General features: G+C 55.7%; 16 protein-coding genes and 1 other annotated feature. Of the genes, 14 read left to right on the forward strand and 2 right to left on the reverse strand.

What is annotated here, in order from left to right:
* Positions 1-60: 60 nt before the first annotated feature.
* From JET16_RS19360 to JET16_RS19370, 3 genes are all read left to right on the forward strand, one after another.
* Entirely contained in the window at positions 61-546 is a 486-nt protein-coding gene (locus JET16_RS19360; protein ID WP_199619043.1) for a DivIVA domain-containing protein, read from the forward strand.
* 190 nt (positions 547-736) lie between these two features.
* Positions 737-991 (forward strand) — a binding site (T-box leader).
* Positions 992-1030: 39 nt separating this feature from the next.
* Positions 1031-3793 carry an isoleucine--tRNA ligase gene (gene ileS / locus JET16_RS19365; protein ID WP_199619048.1) on the forward strand — a complete coding sequence of 921 codons (2763 nt, stop codon included), beginning with the start codon at positions 1031-1033 and terminating at the stop codon, positions 3791-3793.
* 27 nt (positions 3794-3820) lie between these two features.
* Positions 3821-4117, forward strand: coding sequence for a DUF5665 domain-containing protein (locus JET16_RS19370; protein ID WP_199619051.1), 297 nt, complete (start codon positions 3821-3823; stop codon positions 4115-4117).
* Here JET16_RS19370 and JET16_RS19375 read toward each other — a convergent pair.
* Complete coding sequence (locus tag JET16_RS19375; RefSeq protein WP_199619054.1) at positions 4114-4854, reverse strand: TraR/DksA C4-type zinc finger protein; 741 nt, start codon at positions 4852-4854, stop codon at positions 4114-4116. The genes JET16_RS19370 and JET16_RS19375 overlap by 4 nt on opposite strands.
* Positions 4855-5019: 165 nt before the next feature.
* On the opposite strand from JET16_RS19375, the gene lspA reads away from it, so the two are divergent.
* The 4 genes from lspA to JET16_RS19395 are packed head-to-tail and all read left to right on the forward strand — an operon-like array spanning position 5020 to position 8397.
* Positions 5020-5520, forward strand: a complete 501-nt coding sequence (lspA, locus tag JET16_RS19380; RefSeq protein WP_199619057.1) for a signal peptidase II — start codon at positions 5020-5022, stop codon at positions 5518-5520.
* A complete protein-coding gene (locus JET16_RS19385) occupies positions 5517-6458 on the forward strand; it encodes an RluA family pseudouridine synthase (RefSeq protein WP_199619060.1) in 942 nt (313 codons plus the stop codon). Before lspA ends, JET16_RS19385 begins: the two co-directional genes overlap by 4 nt.
* Positions 6459-6517: 59 nt before the next feature.
* The gene (gene dapD, locus JET16_RS19390; RefSeq protein ID WP_199619063.1) at positions 6518-7231 is read left to right on the forward strand and encodes a 2,3,4,5-tetrahydropyridine-2,6-dicarboxylate N-acetyltransferase; all 714 of its coding nucleotides are present in this window, start codon (positions 6518-6520) and stop codon (positions 7229-7231) included.
* A gap of 26 nt (positions 7232-7257) precedes the next feature.
* Positions 7258-8397, forward strand: coding sequence for an N-acetyldiaminopimelate deacetylase (locus JET16_RS19395; RefSeq protein ID WP_199619066.1), 1140 nt, complete (start codon positions 7258-7260; stop codon positions 8395-8397).
* Positions 8398-9435: 1038 nt separating this feature from the next.
* On the opposite strand, the gene JET16_RS19400 is transcribed toward JET16_RS19395, so the two are convergent.
* Complete coding sequence (locus JET16_RS19400; RefSeq protein ID WP_199619273.1) at positions 9436-10605, reverse strand: aminotransferase A; 1170 nt, start codon at positions 10603-10605, stop codon at positions 9436-9438.
* Positions 10606-10920: 315 nt separating this feature from the next.
* Here JET16_RS19400 and pyrR point away from each other — a divergent pair, with 315 nt between their 5' ends.
* From pyrR to pyrE, 7 genes are read left to right on the forward strand one after another with little or no spacing between them, the layout of a single operon-like run.
* Positions 10921-11466 (forward strand): bifunctional pyr operon transcriptional regulator/uracil phosphoribosyltransferase PyrR, encoded by a 546-nt coding sequence (gene pyrR / locus JET16_RS19405; protein WP_199619069.1) that lies wholly within the window; start codon positions 10921-10923, stop codon positions 11464-11466.
* Complete coding sequence (locus JET16_RS19410) at positions 11466-12377, forward strand: aspartate carbamoyltransferase catalytic subunit (RefSeq protein WP_199619072.1); 912 nt, start codon at positions 11466-11468, stop codon at positions 12375-12377. The genes pyrR and JET16_RS19410 overlap by 1 nt, the downstream gene beginning before the upstream one ends.
* 54 nt (positions 12378-12431) lie before the next feature.
* Positions 12432-13757, forward strand: a complete 1326-nt coding sequence (locus JET16_RS19415; protein WP_199619075.1) for a dihydroorotase — start codon at positions 12432-12434, stop codon at positions 13755-13757.
* Positions 13747-14874: a glutamine-hydrolyzing carbamoyl-phosphate synthase small subunit gene (gene carA, locus JET16_RS19420; protein ID WP_199619095.1), complete on the forward strand. Its 1128-nt coding sequence runs from the start codon at positions 13747-13749 to the stop codon at positions 14872-14874. Before JET16_RS19415 ends, carA begins: the two co-directional genes overlap by 11 nt.
* 4 nt (positions 14875-14878) lie before the next feature.
* Complete coding sequence (gene carB / locus JET16_RS19425) at positions 14879-18154, forward strand: carbamoyl-phosphate synthase large subunit (protein ID WP_199619099.1); 3276 nt, start codon at positions 14879-14881, stop codon at positions 18152-18154.
* Positions 18151-18870 (forward strand): orotidine-5'-phosphate decarboxylase, encoded by a 720-nt coding sequence (gene pyrF, locus JET16_RS19430; RefSeq protein ID WP_199619102.1) that lies wholly within the window; start codon positions 18151-18153, stop codon positions 18868-18870. Before carB ends, pyrF begins: the two co-directional genes overlap by 4 nt.
* A 39-nt stretch (positions 18871-18909) precedes the next feature.
* Positions 18910-19536 carry an orotate phosphoribosyltransferase gene (pyrE, locus tag JET16_RS19435; protein ID WP_199619105.1) on the forward strand — a complete coding sequence of 209 codons (627 nt, stop codon included), beginning with the start codon at positions 18910-18912 and terminating at the stop codon, positions 19534-19536.
* Positions 19537-19857 lie beyond the last annotated feature (321 nt).

A 19857-nucleotide genomic window follows, 5' to 3' on the forward strand; every position in this document is an offset into this window, starting at 1 on the left:
GTCGAACTAAATTGCAAGCTGCATATCGCTCATATTTTACAGTACTCAGGAGGTGCTTCTATGCCGTTAACGCCGCTCGATATTCACAACAAAGAGTTCAGCAGACGACTTCGCGGTTACGACGAGGATGAGGTTAACGAATTTTTAGACCAAATCATTAAAGATTATGAGGCGCTCATCCGCGAAAATAAAGAACTGCAATCCCAAATGCAATCGATGTCTGAGAAGCTCGGGCATTTCTCCAACATCGAAGAGACGCTTTCCAAGACGATCATTGTGGCACAGGAAGCGGCGGATGAAGTCAAATCGAACGCAAAGAAGGAAGCGCAGCTGATCATCAAGGAAGCGGAGAAGAACGCGGACCGCATCATCAACGAATCGCTGGCGAAGTCGAGAAAGATCGCGCTGGAAACCGAGGAGTTGAAGAAGCAGGCTTCCATCTATAGAACAAGATTCAAGACATTGATCGAAGCGCAGCTGGAGATGCTTCACCAGGATAGCTGGGACTCTTTGGAATCTTCTCCGACGCTCATTTCTAAAGATTGATAATTATAACATTGAAATTCATGAAGTTTCATGCAGAACTAGTTAATTTCAATGTTGAAACCTAACCTCCCTTTATTCGCGGTCTAGCTTCCTTGAATATACTTCGATAGAGGTTTGGTTATAGGCAGCAGTACACTTGACTTTGGAGACAGCGGACTGTAAGATATTCTGTAATTATTATTTCTCATATCGAAATTTGATGACGGGAAAGAGTAAGCTGTTGTCTTGTTCCCCAGAGAGTTGGCGTATGCTGAAAGCCAATGTGCAAGAGATAGCCGAACATCATCCCTGAGAAGTAAAGCCGAACCTTCAAGTAAGCTTTACCGGGTTTCCGCCGTTACAAGGAACACGTATGTCGGTACGTTGATGAGAGCCATGTTCGATCGTTCGTTCAATAAGATCGCATGGAATTAGGGTGGTAACGCGAGTAGATCTCGTCCCTTTCGGGGCGGGATTTTTTTGTTTAGAAAAGGAGTGGGTACACATGGATTACGGCAAAACGCTAAATTTGCTCCAAACCGACTTTCCGATGAGGGGCAATTTGCCGCAAGCGGAACCGAACATGCAGAAGCATTGGGCGGAGACGAACATTTACGAACAAGTGAAAAATAAACGCAAAGGGAAACCGAAATTCATACTTCACGATGGCCCTCCCTATGCGAACGGCGACATTCATATCGGCCATGCGCTCAACAAAGTGTTGAAGGATATCGTCGTTCGGTTTAAATCGCTTCAAGGCTTCGACGCGCCTTTCGTTCCCGGTTGGGATACGCACGGATTGCCGATCGAACAGGCGATTGCGAACAGCGGACGCGCAGACCGGAAGAAAATGTCCGCGCTGGATTTCCGCAAATTATGCGCGGAGTATGCTTTGGAATGGGTAGAAAAGCAAAAAGGTCAATTTCAGCGGCTCGCCGTCCGCGGAGATTGGGATAGCCCGTATATAACCCTCAATCCGAAATACGAAGCGCAGCAAATCCGATTGTTCGGCGAAATGGTGAACAAGGGGTATATTTATAAAGGTTTAAAGCCTGTTTACTGGTCGCCGTCTTCCGAGAGCGCTCTTGCCGAAGCGGAAATCGAATACCGTGAAAAGACGTCCCCGTCGATTTATGTCGCATTTGAAGTGAGGGACGGCAAAGGGAAGCTTCCTGCGGACGCTGCCGTTGTCATTTGGACGACGACGCCTTGGACCTTGCCTGCTAATCTCGGTATCTCAGTGCATCCCGATTTCGACTACGTGTTGGTGGAGGCAGACGGCCGGAAATTTGTAGTGGCGGAAGGGCTTCTCGAAAGCGTTGCGAAAGAAGTCGGCTGGGAAGAGACGAAGATTATCGACCGGATGAAGGGAACCGCTCTAGAGTACGTTCTTTGCAAGCATCCCTTCTATGATCGCGATTCGCTTGTCATGACCGGGGAGCACGTTACGCTGGAAGCCGGCACCGGCTGTGTACACACGGCTCCTGGCCACGGAGAAGAAGACTTCGCCATCGGGCAAAAGTATAATATCGGCGTCTTGAGCCCGATCGACGATCAGGGTCATTTCACGTCGGAGGCTCCGGGTTTCGAAGGTCAATTCTACGACAGCGCCAATAAGGCGATCACCGAAAAATTGAAACAATCCGGACACCTTCTTCACTTGGGCTTTATTAAGCACCAATACGCGCACGACTGGCGTACGAAGAAACCTGTCATCTTCCGGGCTACCGAGCAATGGTTCGCATCTATCGATGCGTTCCGAGAGGCTATGCTTGAAGAAATCAAGAATGTGGAATGGACTCCGAATTGGGGCGAAATCCGCCTTCACAACATGATTGCGGACCGGGGCGATTGGTGTATTTCCCGGCAACGCGTTTGGGGCGTGCCTATTCCGATCTTCTACTGCCGGCAATGCAACGAACCGCTTGTGAATGAATCGACGATCGGTCACGTTGCGGCGATGTTTGAAACCGAGGGCTCGAATGCGTGGTTCAGCCGGTCTGAAGCGGAGCTGCTCCCGACCGGGACGGCGTGCGGAAAGTGCGGGCATGGCGAGTTCCGCAAGGAAACCGACATTATGGACGTTTGGTTTGATTCGGGCTCCAGCCATATGGCGGTTTTAGATACAAGAGAAGACCTTCGCTCGCCGGCGGACATGTACTTGGAGGGCTCCGATCAATACCGCGGCTGGTTCAACTCTTCTCTTATAACGTCCGTAGCCGTCAAGGGACACGCACCTTATAAGGCGGTATTAAGCCACGGGTTTACGTTGGACGGCGAGGGCCGGAAGATGTCGAAGTCGCTCGGCAACGTTGTTGACCCGCTGAAAGTATGCAACACGCTCGGTGCGGATATCCTACGGTTGTGGGTGTCGTCCGTCGATTACCAACAGGATGTGCGGTTATCGGACGGCATTTTGCAGCAAACCGCGGAAGTATACCGAAAAATCCGCAATACGCTGCGCTTTTTTCTAGGCAACCTGTCCGGCTTCGATCCGAAGAACGATCGTTTCGCACCGGAGCAGTTGTCCGAATTGGACCGGTATGCGCTCATCCGATTGGAGCGTTTGAAAGACCGGGTTCTGAAAGCTTACGAACGTTACGAATTCCATACCGTATACCAAGCGGTGCATCATTTCTTGGCGGTGGAAATGAGCGCGTTCTACCTCGACATCATGAAGGACCGTCTGTATGCGGACGCGACGCGCGATCCGCTGCGGAAGCAGACGCAATACGTGATGTATGAGTCCCTTGTAACTATCACACAGCTCATCTCCCCCGTGCTGCCGCATACGGCAGATGAAGTCTGGAAATATATCCCGGGCGTGGAAGAGCCGAGCGTTCAGTTAACCGTATACTCTCCGGTGAATGAGAAAGTATTTGACGAGAAGCTGGAGAAGAAATGGGAGAAACTGATCGATGTTCGCGACGAAGTGTTGAAAGCGTTGGAAGAAGCCCGTAAAGGCAAAATCATCGGAAACTCGTTAAGCGCGCACGTTCACTTGTATCCAAGCGTTGAAACGGCCGAGTTATTGCGGCAGTTCGACGATTTGCCGAAGCTGTTTATCGTGTCCGATGTGACGGTGCACGACAGCAACGATGAGACGCCTGAAGGAGCGACGGTCCTCAAAGGTTTGGCCGTTCGCGTCGATGTGGCGGATGGAGAGAAATGCGAGCGCTGCTGGATCGTAACCCCTGAAACAGGCACGAATGAGAAGCATCCTACGTTGTGCAATCGTTGCGCGGAGGTCGTGGAGCAGCTCTCATAAACGCAAAGCGGAGTAAGAGGTGAGCGTATGGAAACGATGGACAACATGGAAAAACAAATGCACCGAATAGCCGATCATCTCGAAAGGGCTCAACTGGCCGAGTACGTGCAGCTGCTCAACTCTCCGAGAAAGTTGATCGTTAGCAACATCATCGCAGGCACGGCGCGAGGTGTGGGTATAGCGTTGGGCTTCACGATTTTTTCGGCTACCATCGTTTATGTACTTCGCCAGCTCGGCGCGCTGGATTTGCCGATCATCGGGCACTACATCGCCGAGCTGTTGGAGTCGGTACAAGCGCAATACGACGGCGGACCGCTATACTAAGTGGTTCCTAAATCATCTTCGTCCACGTACTCGTCCGGTTCCAGCAATCCGTATCCTTCACGGTGCGACAAATATTTTCGATATTCGCTGTTTCGCATAAAGGTTGCGTTGTTTCCGTAAATATCGGTAGCCAAGAAGCTCTCGATCGGTTCGACGTAACCTTCGTTTTCATCGGCTTCTATATACATTTCGTTGTAATCGTGAACGCTGCGCATGTCTTGCATGTCGGGCGTGTTGGACGTACCCCATCGTTCAACGATTTGCCACGCGTCTTCGCCGTCGAACGAGTTGGCCTGTCCGTCCCTGTCGGAATGCATCGCCGGGCGGAGAAATTGCTCTTCCCGCGGACGGCGAAACGACGTATCGTCATCCGGCGTGTGCTCAATGCAATATTCGGCGGAAGGAAGCGCTTCAAGGCGCTCGTAAGGAATGGGACGGCCGCATTCTGCGCACTTGCCGTACGTTCCTTCGTCCATTCGCTGCAATGCCGATTCGGACTTTTCGAGTTGGTGCTCAAGCAGTTCGGTCAACGCCAAGTCTTTCCCTCGTTCAAACAGTTCGGAGCCGACATCGGCGGGGTGATTGTCGTACAATGATAATTCCCCAAGCTGGGCGCCCATCGGTTCGGCCATGCCGAATTTTTCGGATTGCCGCAAATGGCTGCGGAGTTCGTCGCGTTCCTGTTCTAACTCCCGGCGAAGCCGGTTCAGTTGGTTTTCGTTTAATGCGGACGGCATCGTTGACGTTCCCCCTTCTTCGTTTTCGGTACGATTATGTTTTGCGGTAACAGGGTGTTTTACATGAGGGAAATGTTAACGGGAAGGGCACGACGTGGACGGTTTGGGGAATGCTATGGTACAATGACGCTTGGAAAAAAAGCGCCCGAATAGGAGGCCTCATACGTGATCTATTGGCTGTTGGCGCTTGTCGTCTTGGTGTTGGATCAATGGACTAAGCGCTTGGTTGTGAACAACATGGAAATCGGGCAATCGATTCCGGTGCTCGGGGATTTCTTTACCATTACATCGCACCGGAACCGGGGCGCGGCATGGGGGATTCTTCAGGATCAGCGCGTGTTCTTTATCGTCGTTACCGCAGTTGTGGTGACAGGAGTCGTCTGGTACTTGATTCGCACCATCCGGCAAGGTCGCCGGTTGCTCCCTTTGGCTTTGTCGTTATTGCTCGGCGGAGCTCTCGGAAATTTTATCGACCGCGTGCTGTATGGGGAAGTCGTGGATTTCTTGCATTTCTTCTTTGACTTCCGGGCGATCGGCATCCCGTTCGTTTACGATTATCCGATCTTTAACGTCGCGGACTCCGGCATTGTGGCAGGCATTATTTTGATTATCGCGGACACGCTGCTCGCGGGACGCCGGGAAAAATCGGGGGTAAGCGTACTATGATCGCATCGGCGGACGATGGGGATACGATTGTAGTTTCGGTTGAAGAGGAACATATGAATGAACGTATTGACAAAATGCTGACCGAATACGTTCCGGACGATGTATCGCGTTCGCAGCTGCAGGATTGGATTCGCGACGGACTTGTCACCGTGAACGGGAGCGCCGTAAAGCCGAATTACAAACTTTCCGCCGGGGATGAAATCGTCGTTCGCATTCCGGAACCGGAGGTCGCGGAAATCGTTCCCGAACCGATACCGCTTGATATCGTATACGAGGATTCGGATCTCATAGTGGTGAACAAGCCCAGAGGAATGGTCGTTCACCCGGCCGCGGGACATCCGGGAGGAACGCTTGTGAACGCGCTGATGTATCATTGCCGCGATTTATCCGGCATTAACGGGCAATTGCGTCCCGGCATCGTGCACCGCATCGACAAGGATACATCCGGCTTGCTGATGGCGGCGAAGAACGATCTTGCGCATGCGGGATTGGCCGAGCAGTTGAAGGAGCACACAGTAACGCGGAAGTATATTGCCGTTGTGCACGGCGAGCTCGCTCATGACCAAGGCACGATCGACGCGCCGATCGGACGCGATCCGAACGACCGGAAGCTGTTCACGGTTACCGACCGGGGGGCGAAGCATGCGGTCACTCATTTCGTTGTGTTGGAGAGGTTCGCCGATTATTCGCTGCTGGAGCTTATGCTCGAGACGGGACGTACGCATCAAATTCGCGTGCACATGAAATATATCGGACACCCGCTAGCAGGGGATCCGGTGTACGGGCGCGCGAAGGGGCGCACCATGCGCGTCGGCGGACAAGCTTTGCATGCTGCCGTGCTCGGGTTTACCCATCCGCGCTCAGGCGAACGGTTGACGTTCGAGGCACCGATTCCCGGGGAGATGCAGGAGTTTATCGAGGAGCTGCGGTTGTTGTAAGTTGTCAAACGGTGCGTTTGCACCAACTACATAAAATCTTATTTCTGGAGGGCACACTCATGAACGAAACGATGGAAATTATTAATTTTATCAAGAACAGCAAAAAAGTGACCCCGGTGAAAGTGTATTACAAAGGATCTTTGGAGAATGGCGCACGCGGCGAATCGGTTAAAGTGTTCGACTTCGGCGGCGATAACGGCGGGGTAGTGTTCGGTTATTTGGACGAAGTGCAAGCGCTGCTTGACGCGAATAAAGATTCGATCGAGTATTACGAGATTGAAAACGACCGCCGCAATTCGGCGATTCCGCTGCTTGATCTGAAAAACATCAACGCGCGGATTGAACCGGGAGCGATCATCCGCGATAAAGTGACGATCGGCGACAATGCGGTCATCATGATGGGAGCGGTCATCAACATCGGCGTCGTCATCGGCGATGGCACGATGATCGACATGAACGCCACGCTCGGAGGCAGGGTACAAGTCGGCAAAATGTGCCACGTCGGAGCTGGCGCGGTGCTCGCCGGCGTCATCGAACCCCCTTCGGCGCAGCCGGTCGTAATCGAAGACGATGTCGTGATCGGTGCGAATGCCGTTATTTTGGAAGGCGTTCGCGTCGGCAAAGGAGCCGTTGTCGCCGCAGGCGCGGTCGTTGTGGAGGATGTGCAGCCGTACACGGTCGTTGCGGGAGTTCCGGCACGGGTTATCAAACAGGTGGACGAGAAGACGAAGTCGAAGACCGAAATCATTCAAGAACTTCGCAATTTGAAATAATTTTTTTTCGAGGGGCGAAACACCTCATGGGGGCAGCCGGCACGTTCGTCGACATTCGGAGGAAGCTACACCGCATACCCGAACCGGGTTTTCAGGAATTTAAAACACAAGCGTTCATCCTGGATTACGTTCGTTCGATGCCGGGAGAGCGGTTGGAAGTGAAGACGTGGCGGACAGGCGTGCTGCTTCGTGTGAAGGGGCGCGTCGGCGGCCGAACGATCGGCTACCGCGCCGACATGGACGGTCTTCAGATTGAAGAGGATACGTCTTATGATTTCCGCTCGGAACATATGGGCTTCATGCACGCGTGCGGGCACGACATGCATATGGCGATCGCGCTCGGTGTGTTGACTTGGTTGGTGGAGCACCCGATTGACGATGATGTAGTGATCATTTTTCAACCGGCTGAAGAAGGTCCAGGCGGGGCGAAGCCGATGATGGAGAGCGATGAGTTCCAGGCATGGCGTCCGCATTTGATCATGGCGCTGCACATCGCACCGGAATACCCGGTCGGAACGATCGCGACCCGTCCGGGTATCTTGTTCGCGAATACGTCGGAGCTGTACATCGATCTGCAAGGCGTCGGCGGCCATGCGGCGTTTCCGCACCGGACGAACGATACGATTGTGGCGGCCGCTTCGCTTGTTATGCAGCTGCAGACGATCGTTTCGCGCAACGTGAACCCGCTCGATTCGGCGGTCGTGACGCTGGGCGTCATCCGGGGCGGAACGCGGCAAAACATTATCGCCGAAACCGTCCGGCTCGAAGGGACGATCCGGACATTGTCGGAAGCGTCGATGACTGCGGTGAAGTCGCGGATCGAAGCGCTCATTCGAGGAACGGAAGCCGGGTACGGCGTTACGGCAAAGCTCGACTATGGGTCGAATTACTATCAAGTGTACAATACGGAGCGAGAGACCCGTGAGTTTATGGAATTCGTGCGATCCGAGCTGTCCGACATTCGCATGGTGGAATGTACGGAGGCGATGACGGGCGAAGATTTCGGTTACTTTCTGAAGGACATTCCCGGTTTCATGTTTTGGCTCGGTGTCGACACGCCGTACGGGCTTCATCACGCCAAAATCGAGCCGGACGAAGGCGCGATCGATACCGCCATCCGGGTCGTCACATCATATTTGGAACGCCTAGGCAACCCCGCATCGTGATGCGGGGTTGTTTGTTTAAAGAAAATCATGAGTATTCGCGAGGTTACATTCGTTACTTACTGTTGGATTGAAGGAGCACTCGGAAGTGCTGGGAATTATGCGTGAGTAGGAGACTAATTTCTCCGTACAGGCGGGGTCGAAATCGTTGGCGTTTCGTCAAGCTGATGCCGGCGTGCGACGGTTATGAGGCTCGAAAACGGGTCCATGGGGCGAAATAGCCGGAGAAACTCCGGTTACGCGGCTAGAAAACTGGGCCACGGGGTGAAATCGCCGGAGAAACTCCGCTTGCAGGGCTCGAAAACGGGGCCAGGGGGAGAAATAGCCGGAGAAACTCCGGTTACGGGGCTAGAAAACGGGTCCATGGGGCGAAATAGCCGGAGAAACTCCGGTTACGAGGCTAGAAAACAGGGCCACGGGGTGAAATAGCCGGAGAAACTCCGCTTGCAGGGCTCGAAAACGGGGCCACGGGGTGAAATAGCCGGAGAAACTCCGGTTACGGGGCTCGAAAACGGGGTCACGGGGTGAAATAGCCGGAGAAACTCCGGTTACGGGGCTAGAAAACGGGTCCACGGGGCGAAATAGCCGGAGAAACTCCGGTTACGGGGCTAGAAAACGGGTCCACGGGGTGAAATAGTCGGAGAAACTCCGGTTACGGCGCTCGAAAACGGGTCCATGGGGCGAAATAGCCGGAGAAACTCCGCTTGCAGGGCTCGAAAACGGGGCCACGGGGTGAAATAGCCGGAGAAACTCCGGTTACGGGGCTCGAAAACGGGGTCACGGGGTGAAATAGCCGGAGAAACTCCGGTTACGGGGCTAGAAAACGGGTCCACGGGGCGAAATAGCCGGAGAAACTCCGGTTACGGGGCTAGAAAACGGGTCCACGGGGTGAAATAGTCGGAGAAACTCCGGTTACGGCGCTCGAAAACGGGTCCATGGGGCGAAATAGCCGGAGAAACTCCGCTTGCAGGGCTCGAAAACGGGGCCACGGGGTGAAATAGCCGGAGAAACTCCGGTTACGAATCCCAACTCGCCTACGAATTAATCGTTTTCGCTCAACCCGGCGGCAAACGTCTCCATGCGCGACAGGGCTTCCCGGAGCGTATCCATGGAACACGCATATGAGAGGCGAATGTAACCTTCGCCGAGAGCGGTAAATGCGTTGCCGGGCACCACCGCCACCTTGTGCTCGTCCAAGAGCCGGTGCGCGAATGTAACCGAGTCCAACCCGAACTTGCGAACGGATGGAAACAAGTAGAACGCGCCCTCCGGCTTAACGACGTTAAATCCGGCCGCGCGCAGCCGCTCCAATGCAAAATCCCGCCGTCTGCGATACTCCTCGCGCATCGGCCGCGCGTCGTCCGCGCCCGCGGTCAACGCTTCAATGGCGGCGTATTGGCTGATCGAGCTGGCGCATGTCACGTTATATTGATGCACTTTCAATATATGCTGCGCTATATAAGACGGGGCGAATGCGAATCCGATCCGCCAGCCCGTCATGGAGTGCGACTTGGACAGGCCATTCACGACGATCGTCCGTTCCCCCATGCCCGGCATGGACGCAATGGAAACGTGCCCTCCGTCGTCATATACCAATTCGCTGTATATTTCATCGGATATGACAAACAATTCGCGGCGGGATAACAGATCTGCGAGCTCGGCCACATCTTCGCGCGACAGCGCGACGCCTGTCGGATTGGAAGGGGAGGCGAGAATAACGCAGCGGGTACGCTCCGTCAGAAGCGGCTCCAATACGTCCGCGGTCAATTTGAAGCCGCTTCCCGTTACATCGGCGTATACCGGAGTCGCCCCGCATAGCCGTATAATCGGTTCGTATCCCGGATACACCGGCCCGGGCAGCACCACTTCGCTGCCCGGCGCCAAGACGGTCCGCAGCGCGATGTCGATCGCCTGGCTTGCTCCGACGGTGACAATGACTTCATCGGAGGCCCTGTACTCCAAGCCGTATTTTCTCTTCACGAATGCGCATGCGGCTTCGCGCAATTCCGGCAATCCTGCGTTCGGCGTATAAACGGTCTTTCCTGCGTCCGCCGCCTTTTTCGCCGCTTCCACTATATGTCCGGGCGTCGGAAAGTCGGGCTGTCCGATCGTTAACGACAATACGTTTTTATATTGAGCAACGCGATTCGCCATCTGGCGAATGCCCGAAATCGCAATCGATCGTACGCTCGGATTGATGAGATGTTCCAACATGAATCGAGACACCTTCCTAAGGGAAATAATAATCATCATAGCAAAAACGGTTCCCGCGAACCACATAAAATTGATTGACTTCGTTAAGGTTTCATGTCATAATTTCTCTAATTGCATAGCACCTTTAAAAACAGTCCCGTGAGGCTGGCAAGGTGACCGGAAAGTTTTGGCGACGGTATATGACGCGCGCTGCCCAAGACCGGCTTGTCCTGTGAGACATGCCGTCTGTAAGAAGGGTTATTTGCAATACGCGCGACCGGCCGGGTCAAACGAACAACCACTCCTTGTCCTGCCTGGGCAAGGAGTTTTTGTATGGTCACGAAGACGACTTTATTGGACGAAACGGCAATTCGCCGGGCGCTCACGCGCATCGCTCACGAGATACTGGAAAAAAATAAAGGTGTCGCTGACTGCACGTTTATCGGGATTCGCACTAGAGGCATATACCTGGCTCGTCGAATCTCGGATAAAATTGCGGAAATCGAGGGAGAGTCCGTACCCGTCGGCGATATCGACATTACGAGCTACCGCGACGATCTGGGCGGCGATTCGGTGCGCGGCCGGTCACGGTCCGTGGACTCGTCGCTAGTGGCCGGGCGCAAAGTGATCCTGTTTGACGATGTGCTCTACACCGGGCGAACGGTGCGCGCAGCGATGGATGCGTTGATCGACGGGGGAAGGCCGCAGATGATTCAATTGGCCGTGCTGATCGACCGCGGACACCGGGAACTGCCTATTCGCGCCGACTACGTCGGCAAAAATATTCCGACGTCCAAGCTGGAATCGATTGAAGTGAGCCTGACGGAAGTGGACGGGAAAGACGAAGTTACGATAACGGGAAAAAGGGGAGAATCCTAATGTCGACGCTGCAGTTGGATCAAAGGAAACATCTGATCGGGCTTCGGGGAATGCCGAAAAGCGAAATATTGTCGATTCTCGATCGGGCATCGCACTGGGAGTCACACCCGGTAACGATTACGAACACGCTGAACGGTTACTTCGTCGCGAACATGTTTTTCGAAAACAGCACCCGCACCCGGTTCTCTTTCGAAGTAGCGGAGAAACGGCTCGGCGCGGAAGTGCTCAATTTCACCGCGGCGGTGTCGAGCGTGCAGAAGGGCGAATCGATCTACGACACGGTCCGGACGCTCGAATCGATGGGTATCCACGCGGGCGTCGTACGCATCAAGGCGATCGGAGTCATGCAGGAGCTGGCCGACCGGGTTAGGGTGCCCATCATTAACGCCGGCGACGGCAACAACGAGCATCCGACGCAAGCATTGCTGGATTTATATACGATGAGGAAACATTTCGGCACGCTTGAAGGGTTGACGGTGTCGATCATCGGCGATATCAAACATTCCCGAGTCGCACGGTCAAACTTATGGGCGTTGCGGGAAACGGGAGCGAAGGTGCAGTTTTGCGCTCCGGAAAATATGACCGCGCCGGAATTGGCCGAATACGCTCCGTTCGTGGCAATGGAAGAAGCGCTGAAGGCCGATGTCGTCATGATGCTGCGGGTTCAGCTCGAGCGGCATGAGGACGGGCTGTTCCGCTCCGCCGAACAGTATCGGGAAGCGTACGGATTGACGGCGGAGAGGGCAGCGAGGATGGCGCCGCACGCGATCATCATGCACCCGGCGCCGGTCAACCGCGACGTGGAAATCGACGACGAGCTGGTCGAATGCGGAAAATCGAAAATTTTCGAACAAATGGCGAACGGTGTCCCGGTCAGAATGGCGGTATTGGAGCGGGCGCTGCTCGGTTGACGGGCGGCGGGAACATAATAAGCGGATATAAAATAGAGAGGGGACGAGTTTCGGATGGGAGTATGGCTGGTAAACGGTAAACGGGCGGTAAACGGAAGCGGAGAGCTTCGGCCCGCAGCGGTGTTGATTGAAGACGGTATTATTCAAAAGGTTGTCGACTCGCCGGAAGCGGCGGATTTGACGGACGGACATACGACGATCGACTGCGGCGGAAGGCTGATAACTGCGGGGCTGATCGATATGCACGTTCATCTGCGCGACCCCGGGTATGAATATAAGGAAGATATTAAGAGCGGAACGCAGTCGGCTGCGCGCGGAGGCTTCACCACGATCGCCTGCATGCCGAATACGCGGCCGGTGCTCGATAAGCCGGAAACGGTGAAATACGTCGTGGACAAAGCGGCGGAAGCAGGCGCTGTGAGGGTGCTCCCGTACGGGTGCATCTCGATCGGCGAGCTCGGAAGAGAGTTGACGGATTTCGAAGCGCTGAAGAACGCCGGCGCCATCGGATTTACCGATGACGGCGTAGGCGTGCAGACGGCGGGAACGATGAAGGAAGCGATGCGCCGCGCTGCGGCTCTGGGCTTGCCGATCGTTGCGCATTGCGAGGACGATTCGGTCATCGAAGGCGGATCGGCGGTGACGGAAGGCGAGTTCGCGCGGAAGCACGGGCTGAAGGGCATCCCGAACGAGTCCGAAGCGATTCATGTCGGGCGGGACATTTTGCTGGCTGAGGCGACAGGCGTTCATTATCACGTGTGTCACGTGTCGACGGAGCAATCGGTCCGCTTGATACGGCTGGGCAAGGCGTCGGGCGTGAACGTCACGGCCGAGGTGTGCCCGCATCACCTGCTTCTTAGCGACGAGGACATTCCGGACAGCATGGATGCAAACTGGAAAATGAATCCTCCGCTTCGCACTCCCAAAGATGTGGAAGCGATGATCTCGGCGGTGGAGGACGGGACGATCGACATTATCGTAACGGACCATGCGCCGCATAGCGAAGAGGAGAAGGCTCGGGGGATGGACCGGGCGCCGTTTGGCATCGTCGGATTGGAAACGGCTTTTCCGCTCATGTATACGAAGTTTGTGGCGACGGGCCGGTGGACGCTTCCGTTTCTGCTGGAGAAGATGTCCAAGCGTCCGGCGGAGCTGTTCGGATTAAACGGCGGGTGGTTGGATGCCGGCGCGCCGGCTGACGTTACGGTGATCGATCTGGAGGAAGAACGCGCAGTGCAGCCGGAAAAGTTCGCAAGTAAAAGCCGGAATACGCCTTTTGCCGGTTGGAAGCTGCAAGGCTGGCCGGTATTGACGATGGTGAACGGCAATGTGGTTTGGTCAGAACTTACGAAAGAAGGGAGCGGCGTCCATGCAGGCTAAATTATTGTTGGATGACGGAACATTGTTTACGGGCGAATCGTTCGGCGCCGAAGGCCGGCAAGTCGGCGAGGTCGTGTTCAATACGGGAATCACAGGGTATCAGGAAGTACTGAGCGACCCGTCGTACTGCGGGCAAATCGTAACGATGACATATCCGCTGATCGGAAATTACGGCATTACGCGCGACGACTTCGAGGCGGTCCGTCCGTTCGTACACGGTTTCGTCGTGCGCCGCCATGAGGAAGTGCCGAGCAACTGGCGCGCTCAATACAGCTTGGGAACGCTGCTGAAAGAGTACGGCATCGTGGGCATCAGCGGCATCGATACGCGCATGCTGACCCGGAAAATCCGCAGCGCAGGAACGATGAAGGGTATCATTGCGGCGGGAGACGTCTCCGTGGAGGAGCTTCGCGCCCAGATGAACGCTACGCACGAGATTCACGATCAAGTGTCCCGCGTATCGACGCGCAGCGTTTACAACTCGCCCGGAAATCAGGAGCGGGTCGTGCTTGTCGACTTCGGCTCGAAGAGCGGCATCCTGCGTGACTTGACGCGGCGGGGCTGCGACGTAGTCGTCGTCCCGCACGATACGACGGCGGAACAAATTTTGCGTCTTCGTCCCGACGGGGTGCTGTTATCCAACGGCCCCGGCGACCCGAAGGATGTACCGCAAGCGGTCGAGACGATCCGCAAGCTGCTCGGCGTGCTGCCGGTGTTCGGCATCTGCCTCGGGCATCAATTGTTCGCGCTGGCGTGCGGCGCCGATACGGCAAAGCTGAAGTTCGGGCATCGCGGGGGCAACCATCCGGTGAAAGACCTTGCGTCCGGACGCTGTTACATTACATCGCAAAACCACGGGTACACGGTGCAAGAACAGTCGCTCGCGGGCACCGGTCTCATTGTAACCCACATTAATAATAACGATGGAACGATCGAGGGATTGCGGCATGAGAATCATCCCGCCTTCTCCGTGCAGTACCATCCGGAAGCGTCCCCTGGCCCGTACGACTCGAGCTACTTGTTCGACGAATTTCTGACGATGGTGCGGGAGTTCAAGGCAGGTCTTCCGAAAATACCGCGTCAAACCGAAATGCAGCTAGAAGCACGGGGGGTGTAACGAAATGCCGAGAAACGAGAAAATTAAGAAAATATTGGTCATCGGTTCCGGTCCGATCGTGATCGGGCAGGCGGCGGAGTTCGATTACGCCGGCACGCAAGCTTGCCAAGCGTTGAAAGAAGAAGGGTACGAGGTTGTTCTCATCAACAGCAACCCGGCCACGATCATGACCGACACGAACATTGCGGACAAAGTATATATCGAGCCGATCACACTCGACTTCGTCGCGGGCATTATCCGCAAGGAGCGTCCGGACGGATTGCTGCCGACGCTTGGCGGCCAGACCGGCTTGAATATGGCGGTGGAGCTCGCGAAGAACGGCATTCTCGACAAAGAAGGCGTCAAGCTGCTCGGCACGCAGCTGACCGCGATCGAGATGGCGGAAGACCGCGATTTGTTCCGGGACTTGATGCGCCGGTTGGAGCAGCCGGTTCCGGAAAGCGTCATCGTAACCACCGTCCCCCAAGCGCTTGAGTTTGCTCGCGAGATCGGCTTCCCGATTATCGTCCGCCCCGCGTATACGCTCGGCGGCAGCGGCGGCGGCATCGCGCAGACGGAAGAAGACTTGGTTGAAATCGTGACGACCGGCATTCGCTACTCGCCGATCGGCCAATGCTTGGTCGAACGAAGCATCGCCGGTATGAAAGAAGTCGAGTACGAAGTGATGCGGGACGCGAACGACAACTGCATTGTCGTCTGTAACATGGAGAACATCGATCCGGTCGGCGTCCATACGGGAGACAGCATCGTCGTCGCGCCGAGCCAAACGCTCTCTGACCGCGAGTACCAGATGCTGCGCGCCGCATCGCTCAAGATGATACGGGCGCTGAGCATCGAAGGCGGCTGCAACGTGCAGTTTGCGCTCGATCCTCACTCTTACCAATACTATGTGATCGAGGTCAATCCGCGCGTGAGCCGTTCGTCGGCGCTCGCGTCGAAGGCGACCGGCTATCCGATCGCGAAGATGGCCGCGAAAATCGCGATCGGCTACACGTTAGACGAGTTGATCAACCCGGTGACGGGCCAGACGTACGCTTGCTTCGAGCCGACGCTCGACTATATCGTATCGAAAATTCCGCGCTGGCCGTTCGACAAGTTCATCAACGCCAACCGGAAGCTCGGCACGCAGATGAAGGCGACGGGCGAAGTGATGGCAATCGGCCGTACGTTCGAGGAATCGATCCATAAAGCGGTACGTTCGCTCGAGATCGGCGTACACCGCTTATATTTGAAAGACGCGGTCGGCTTGGACGACGAGACGATGAAGACCCGCTTGACGAAGCCGGACGACGAGCGCTTGTTCCTGGTGGCCGAAGCGTTTCGCCGCGGTTGGGATTTGCTCGAGCTGCAGGAGCTGACGAAAATCGATTGGTGGTTCCTGCGGGGCATTGAAGGAATCGTGGCGTTCGAAAACAGGCTGCGCGTGGAAGAGTTGACCCCGGGCTTGCTGCTCGAGGCGAAGCGCAAGGGGTTCACCGACCGCGCGATCGCGGAGCTGCGCAGAGAAGGCGGATTCGCGGAGTACGTCTCTGAATCGGATGTGCGGGCACTTAGGAAGAATGAGAGCATTTTGCCGGTATATAAAATGGTGGACACGTGCGCGGCGGAGTTTGAAGCGTCGACACCGTACTACTACTCGACATATGAGCAAGAGAACGAAGTGACGAAGAGCGACAAGCAGAAAGTGATCGTGCTCGGATCGGGACCGATCCGGATCGGACAGGGCATCGAGTTCGACTATTCCACGGTGCACGCCGTCTGGGCGATCCAAGACGCGGGTTACGAAGCGGTCATTATCAACAACAATCCGGAGACGGTATCGACGGACTTCAATACGTCCGACCGGCTGTACTTCGAACCGCTGTTCTTTGAAGACGTGATGAATGTGATCGAGCAAGAGAAGCCGGTCGGCGTCATCGTTCAGTTCGGCGGACAGACGGCGATTAACCTGGCGGGTCCGCTCGCGCGCGCGGGCGTTCGCATTCTCGGTTCGGACCTCCAGTCGATCGACACGGCGGAAGACCGGAAGAAGTTCGAAGCGCTGCTGCGTTCGCTCGAAATCGCACAGCCTCAAGGAAGCACAGTGACTTCGGTGGACGAAGCGGTCGGAACGGCGTCGAAGCTCGGCTATCCGGTGCTCGTGCGTCCGTCCTACGTGCTCGGAGGCCGGGCGATGGAGATCGTTTACTCCGATGAAGAGCTGCTCGGTTACATGGAGCAAGCGGTCAAGGTGAACCCGGATCATCCTGTGCTCATCGACCGGTACATGCTTGGCAAGGAAGTGGAAGTGGACGCGATTTGCGACGGCGAGACGGTGCTTATTCCGGGCATCATGGAACATGTGGAACGCGCGGGCGTGCATTCGGGCGACTCAATCGCGGTATATCCGCCGCAAACGCTGTCCGTCGAGATGAAAGCCCAAATCGTAGAGATCACGACGAACATCGCCAAGGCGCTCAACGTAATCGGGTTGGTGAACATCCAATTCGTCATCTACCGCGGCAAAATTTACATCATCGAAGTGAATCCGCGTTCCTCCCGGACGGTGCCGTTCCTGAGCAAGGTAACGGGCGTGCCGATGGCGAACGTCGCGACGAAGGTGATACTTGGTTCTAAGCTGGCGGATTTGGGATACGCTTCGGGCTTATGGCCGGAGGATGATTTCGTGTCGGTGAAGGTGCCGGTGTTCTCGTTCGCAAAGCTGCGCCGCGTCGACACGACGCTCGGTCCGGAGATGAAGTCGACCGGCGAAGTGATGGGCCGGGACCGCTCGTTCGCGAAAGCGTTGTTTAAAGGGCTCGTCGGTTCCGGGATGAAAATTCCGATGTCCGGCAACATTATCGCAACCGTTGCGGATAAAGACAAAGATGAAGCCATCGATATTTTCCGCGGCTTTGTAGAGCTCGGCTATCGCCTGGTGGCGACCGGAGGAACGGAGAGAGCGCTGTCCGAAGCGGGATTGCCGGTTGAGCATGTGCATAAGCTGAGCGAAGGCAGCCCGAACATCGTCGATATGATCCGCACGGGTCAAGCGCAGTTTGTGATCAACACGCTCACGAAAGGAAAGGCTCCGGAGCGCGACGGCTTCCGTATCCGCCGAGAAGCGGTGGAGAACGGCGTCGTATGTATGACGTCGCTTGACACGGTACGGGCGCTTCTGACGATGCTGCAGGCGATCAACTTCTCATCGAGCTCGATGCCCGGGTTCGTAGGCTCAGCCGGAGACGGAGCCAGAGACGGAGTCTCCGAACGGCGGGCGCTGCAGGAGACGTTAAAATGACGAAAGTTGAGCTTGCGGAACGCGTCATGGTGGCGTTGGACGTCCCTGACGCCGATGCAGCATTGCGGTTGGCGCGGCAGTTTGAGGGCATCCCGTGTTGGATGAAAATCGGGATGGAGCTGTTTTATGCGGCGGGACCGTCGGTCGTTCGCGAGGTTAAGGCGCTCGGTGTGCGAGTGTTCCTTGACTTGAAGCTGCACGACATTCCGAACACGGTGCGCGGGGCGTCTCGGTCGGTCACCCGTTTGGGCGTGGACATGTTTAATGTGCATGCGGCCGGCGGATCGGCGATGATGCGTGCGGCTGTCGAAGGGGCGGCGGAAGGCGCTGCCGGCAAGGGACGTTTGCCGCTCATCATTGGCGTCACCCAGCTGACTTCGACGGATGAACGCATGTTGAACGGCGAAATCGGCATCCCGGGATCGATCGACGACGCGGTCGTACGATACGCCCGGATGGCGCATTCGGCAGGCTTGCACGGTGTTGTTGCGTCGGCGCGCGAAGCGGCGGCAGTGAAATCCGCTTGCGGAAGCGGCTTTCTAACGATAACGCCGGGCATTCGGCCCGCCGGGGCAGACGCGGCCGATCAGGCCCGCGTCGTGACGCCGCGCGACGCCCTCGCCGACGGGTCCGATTATTTGGTGATCGGACGTCCGATCACGGCGGCTCCGGACCCGCGGTCCGCGCTTGAGCGCATACTCGCCGAACTTGCCTAGTAACATATGAATGGCGGTTATTGATAAGGGGGAAATCGAATGCTCGAACAAAAAATCGCGGAAGCGCTTCTGTCCATAGGCGCCGTCAGCTTGCGCCCGGACGAGCCATTCACGTGGACAAGCGGTCTTAAATCGCCGATCTATTGCGACAATAGGCTTACGCTTTCCCACCCGCGTATACGTGATATGATCGCGGAAGGCTTCGCCTCGGTTATACGGGAGAGATTTCCGGATGCGCAGGTCATCGCCGGCACGGCCACCGCGGGTATTCCGCACGCGGCTTGGGTCGCACAGAAGCTTGATTTGCCGATGATATACGTTCGCGATAAAGCGAAAGGACACGGCAAACAAAATCTGATCGAGGGCGAGCTGCAGCCGGGAAGCCGGACGATCGTCATCGAGGATTTGATTTCCACCGGCGGCAGCTCCTTGAAAGCCGCGCAAGCGGTGAACGAAGCGGGAGGGAAGGCGTTGGCGGTGCTGGCCATCTTCTCGTACCAATTCGATAAGGCGGTCTCGGCGTTTCAATCGAACGGCATCCCGCTGCTTACTTTGTCCAACTATTCGGCGCTTCTGGATGTGGCGGTCCGCACCGGACGAATCCGCACCGAAGACGTCGAATCGCTCCAAGCATGGCGCAAGCAACCTGAGACGTATGGAAAGTAAAACTTCAAACGTACGGAATGTAAACTTCAAACGTACGGAATTACTTTAAACGTACGGAAAGTAAACTTCAAACGTACGGAAAGTAAAACTTCAAACGTACGGAAAGTAAAACTTCGCTCGCGCGAAGTTTTTATTTTTTATCCGCCGACCGCTCGTTTATAAAATCTTAGTCAGCCATAGTCAGTAAAACCTGTTTATTAGTCAGGCTGACTCGTTATATTTGTCAGGAAAGGCGACTAATGCGTGCAAAATCCGCGCTTGACCGGCAATTTAGTCAGGTTTATTCGTTCTATTAGTCGCCTTTCCTGACTTTAGGTAAGT

Origin of the sequence: Paenibacillus alkalitolerans, assembly GCF_016482785.1 — a bacterium.
Taxonomy (GTDB): domain Bacteria; phylum Bacillota; class Bacilli; order Paenibacillales; family YIM-B00363; genus Paenibacillus_AE; species Paenibacillus_AE alkalitolerans.

Excerpts from the sequence above, each read along its gene's own strand:
- JET16_RS19385 (WP_199619060.1), top strand. The coding sequence starts at position 5,517 with ATGATCGCATCGGCGGACGATGGGGATACGATTGTAGTTTCGGTTGAA.
- pyrR (WP_199619069.1), top strand. The coding sequence starts at position 10,921 with ATGGTCACGAAGACGACTTTATTGGACGAAACGGCAATTCGCCGGGCG.
- pyrE (WP_199619105.1), top strand. The coding sequence starts at position 18,910 with ATGCTCGAACAAAAAATCGCGGAAGCGCTTCTGTCCATAGGCGCCGTC.
- JET16_RS19395 (WP_199619066.1), top strand. The coding sequence starts at position 7,258 with ATGGGGGCAGCCGGCACGTTCGTCGACATTCGGAGGAAGCTACACCGC.
- JET16_RS19410 (WP_199619072.1), top strand. The coding sequence starts at position 11,466 with ATGTCGACGCTGCAGTTGGATCAAAGGAAACATCTGATCGGGCTTCGG.
- dapD (WP_199619063.1), top strand. The coding sequence starts at position 6,518 with ATGAACGAAACGATGGAAATTATTAATTTTATCAAGAACAGCAAAAAA.
- JET16_RS19375 (WP_199619054.1), bottom strand. The coding sequence starts at position 4,854 with ATGCCGTCCGCATTAAACGAAAACCAACTGAACCGGCTTCGCCGGGAG.
- ileS (WP_199619048.1), top strand. The coding sequence starts at position 1,031 with ATGGATTACGGCAAAACGCTAAATTTGCTCCAAACCGACTTTCCGATG.
- JET16_RS19415 (WP_199619075.1), top strand. The coding sequence starts at position 12,432 with ATGGGAGTATGGCTGGTAAACGGTAAACGGGCGGTAAACGGAAGCGGA.
- JET16_RS19360 (WP_199619043.1), top strand. The coding sequence starts at position 61 with ATGCCGTTAACGCCGCTCGATATTCACAACAAAGAGTTCAGCAGACGA.
- JET16_RS19370 (WP_199619051.1), top strand. The coding sequence starts at position 3,821 with ATGGAAACGATGGACAACATGGAAAAACAAATGCACCGAATAGCCGAT.
- carA (WP_199619095.1), top strand. The coding sequence starts at position 13,747 with ATGCAGGCTAAATTATTGTTGGATGACGGAACATTGTTTACGGGCGAA.
- pyrF (WP_199619102.1), top strand. The coding sequence starts at position 18,151 with ATGACGAAAGTTGAGCTTGCGGAACGCGTCATGGTGGCGTTGGACGTC.
- carB (WP_199619099.1), top strand. The coding sequence starts at position 14,879 with ATGCCGAGAAACGAGAAAATTAAGAAAATATTGGTCATCGGTTCCGGT.